General features: G+C 68.2%; 4 protein-coding genes. All 4 read right to left on the reverse strand.

The annotated features are described in order from the left end of the window. Positions 1-132: 132 nt before the first annotated feature. Positions 133-558: a biopolymer transporter ExbD gene (locus tag L995_RS31170; RefSeq protein WP_016453907.1), complete on the reverse strand. Its 426-nt coding sequence runs from the start codon at positions 556-558 to the stop codon at positions 133-135. 30 nt (positions 559-588) lie between these two features. Next, entirely contained in the window at positions 589-1,293 is a 705-nt protein-coding gene (tolQ, locus tag L995_RS31175; RefSeq protein ID WP_016450454.1) for a protein TolQ, read from the reverse strand. Next, positions 1,290-1,706, reverse strand: coding sequence for a tol-pal system-associated acyl-CoA thioesterase (gene ybgC / locus L995_RS31180; RefSeq protein WP_016450455.1), 417 nt, complete (start codon positions 1,704-1,706; stop codon positions 1,290-1,292). Before ybgC ends, tolQ begins: the two co-directional genes overlap by 4 nt. 12 nt (positions 1,707-1,718) lie before the next feature. Continuing rightward, a partial coding sequence (locus tag L995_RS31185; RefSeq protein ID WP_047475389.1) for a pyridoxal phosphate-dependent aminotransferase occupies positions 1,719-2,757 on the reverse strand: 1,039 nt, incomplete at its 5' end.

Genomic DNA, 2,757 nt, shown 5'->3' on the forward strand with positions numbered 1-2,757 from the left:
CCGCGTGGCCACGAGCAGCCCGTGCGCGGCCACGGCCATGGCCCACGAACGGGTGCGGCCGCGCGTGCGCGGCGGTGCGAACTGGTCGTGGTCTTGCAGGTTGGGCATGGAGTCGAAGGCGGGCGGCGCTGCTTACTGGGAGGACTTGACGCCGAAGGCCACGCGCTTGACGCCGGCCGATTGCAGGGCCGACATGGCGGCCATCACGGTCTCGAAGGGCAGCTTCTTGTCGGCCGAGATCAGCACGGCGCTGTCGTCGCTTTGCTGGTCCTGCCAGCTCCTGGCGACCGCGCCCAGTTCCTGGATCGTGACGGTCTTGTCGGTGCTGCCGGCCTTGATGCGGATGCCGCCGTCCTTGTCGATCATCACGTCGGCGCGCTTCGGGGGCGTGCGCGCGGCCTTGCCGGCACTGGGCACGTTGATGGAGCCCGGCGTGAGCATGGGCGCCGTCACCATGAAGATGATGAGCAGCACCAGCATCACGTCGATGAAGGGCACCATGTTGATCTCGTTGACGGTGCGGCGGCTGCGGCCGCCGCGCGAGGCTACTGCGGGCATGTGCTCACTCCTTGCAAACTGTGCGCGACTTCAATGGCCGGACGGGGTGCTGGAGCCGGTCGCACCCACGTTGCGCTGCAGGATGTTGGAGAACTCTTCGATGAAGGTTTCCTGCTGGCTGGCCACGCGGTCGATCTGGTGGGCGTAGCGGTTGTAGGCCGTGACGGCCGGGATGGCGGCGAACAGGCCCATGGCCGTGGCCACCAGCGCCTCGGCAATGCCGGGGGCCACGGTGGCCAGCGTGATCTGCTCCATGTTGGCAAAGCCGGTGAAGGCGTGCATCACGCCCCAGACGGTGCCGAACAGGCCCACGTAGGGAGAGACCGAGCCCACGGTGCCCAGGAAGGACAGGCCCGATTCGACCTCGTCCATCTCGCGCTGGAAGCTGGCGCGCATGGCGCGGCGCGTGCCGTCCATCAACTGGTTCACATCGGCGATGCGGCGCTCGCGCAGCTTCTGGTACTCGCGCATGCCGCTGGCGAAGATGCGTTCCATGGGGCCGCCCTGCTTGGCATGGTGGGCCGCCGAGGCATAGAGGTCGTTGAGGCTGGTGCCCGACCAGAAGTCCTGCTCGAAGCCGTCGTTGAGCGTGCGCACGCGCTTCAAGGTCTGCGACTTGCGGAAGATGGTGGCCCAGCTGGCCACCGAGGCGCCCACAAGGATCAGCATGACCAGCTGCACGACCCAGCTGGCCTGCAGCACGAGGCTGAGTATGGACATGTCATGGGAGTTCATGAGAGTTGCTCCAGGATGCGGTTCGGAATTCTTGCGGGGCGCATGGTCGAGCCATCCACCCATCCAATGCGGATCGTGCCTTCGCACAACAGGGGCGGCGGCGCATTGCCATCGCCGGCGGATGCCAGCAGCGCCTGCTGGCGTATTGTCAGCGAAGCGCGGCCACTGCTTTGCAGCTCGGCGGTAACAAGGAGTTGGTCATCCAGCCGGGCCGCCCGCAGGTATTGCAGCTGGGCCTGGGTTACGACAAACATGCCGCCCGTTTGTTCCCGCAGCTGCTGCTGGCCTATGCCCAGTGCACGCAGCCACTCGGTGCGGGCGCGCTCGAAGAACTTGAGGTAGTTGGCGTAGAACACGATGCCGCCGGCATCGGTGTCCTCCCAGTAGACGCGGATGGGAAATTCGAAGGCCATGTGCGGCGGGCCTCAGGCCAGCAGGCGCTGCAGGCGGCGCACGGCCTCCTGCAGCTGTTCCATGGAGTTGGCCGTCGAAAAGCGCACGAAGTCGGCGGTCTCGAACGTGCCGAAGTCGCGGCCCGGCGTGATGGCCAGGTGGGCGCGCTCCATGACGGCGTAGGCAAAGTCCCAGCTGCCCTGGACGCCGAGCCTGGCGGCAGCGGCACGGCAGTCGGCCCAGGCGTAGAAGGCGCCGTCGGGCTGTACGGGCACGGGCAGGCCCAGGGCCTCGAGCGCGGGGATGAAGAAGTCGCGCCGGGCCTTGAACTCGGCGCGGCGGCGTTCGTACTCGGCAATGGACTCGGGCTCGAAGCAGGCCAGGGCGGCGCGCTGCGAGACGGTGCTGGCGCAGATGAAGAGGTTCTGCGCCACGCGCTCGACCACGGGCACCATGGCCTCGGGCACCACCATCCAGCCCAGGCGCCAGCCCGTCATGTTGAAGTACTTGCTGAAGCTGTTGATGCTGATCACGTCCTCGCCCAGCGCCAGCGCGGTCTGGCCGAAAGCCGCATCGTACGAAAGGCCCAGGTAGATCTCGTCGATGATGGTCAGCCCGCCCCTGGCGCGCACCACGTCGAGGATGCGGCGCAGTTCGGCCGGCGCAATCGAGGTGCCGGTGGGATTGGAGGGCGAGGCCAGCAGCACGCCGCGTGTGTGCTCGTTCCAGGCGGCCTCGACCTTGTCGGCGCTCAGCTGGTAGCGCTCGGCCGCCGTGGTCGGCACCATCACGGCCCGGCCTTCGGCTGCGCTCACGAAGTGGCGGTTGCAGGGATAGCTGGGGTCGGGCATGAGGATTTCGTCGCCCGCGTCGATGGTCGCCAGGCAGGCCAGCTGCAGCGCGGCCGAGGCGCCGGCCGTGACCACGATGCGCCGCGCCGGCACATCCACGCCGAAGCGCTGCGCATACCAGTGGCTGATGCGCTCGCGCAGCTGGGGCAGGCCCAGGGCCGGCGTGTACTGCGTGGCGCCGTCCTGCACGGCACGGGCCGCAGCCTCCTGCACCAGCGGG

This window comes from Delftia sp. ZNC0008 (genome assembly GCF_000799035.1).
In the GTDB taxonomy this organism is placed as follows: Bacteria; Pseudomonadota; Gammaproteobacteria; order Burkholderiales; family Burkholderiaceae_C; genus Comamonas; species Comamonas tsuruhatensis.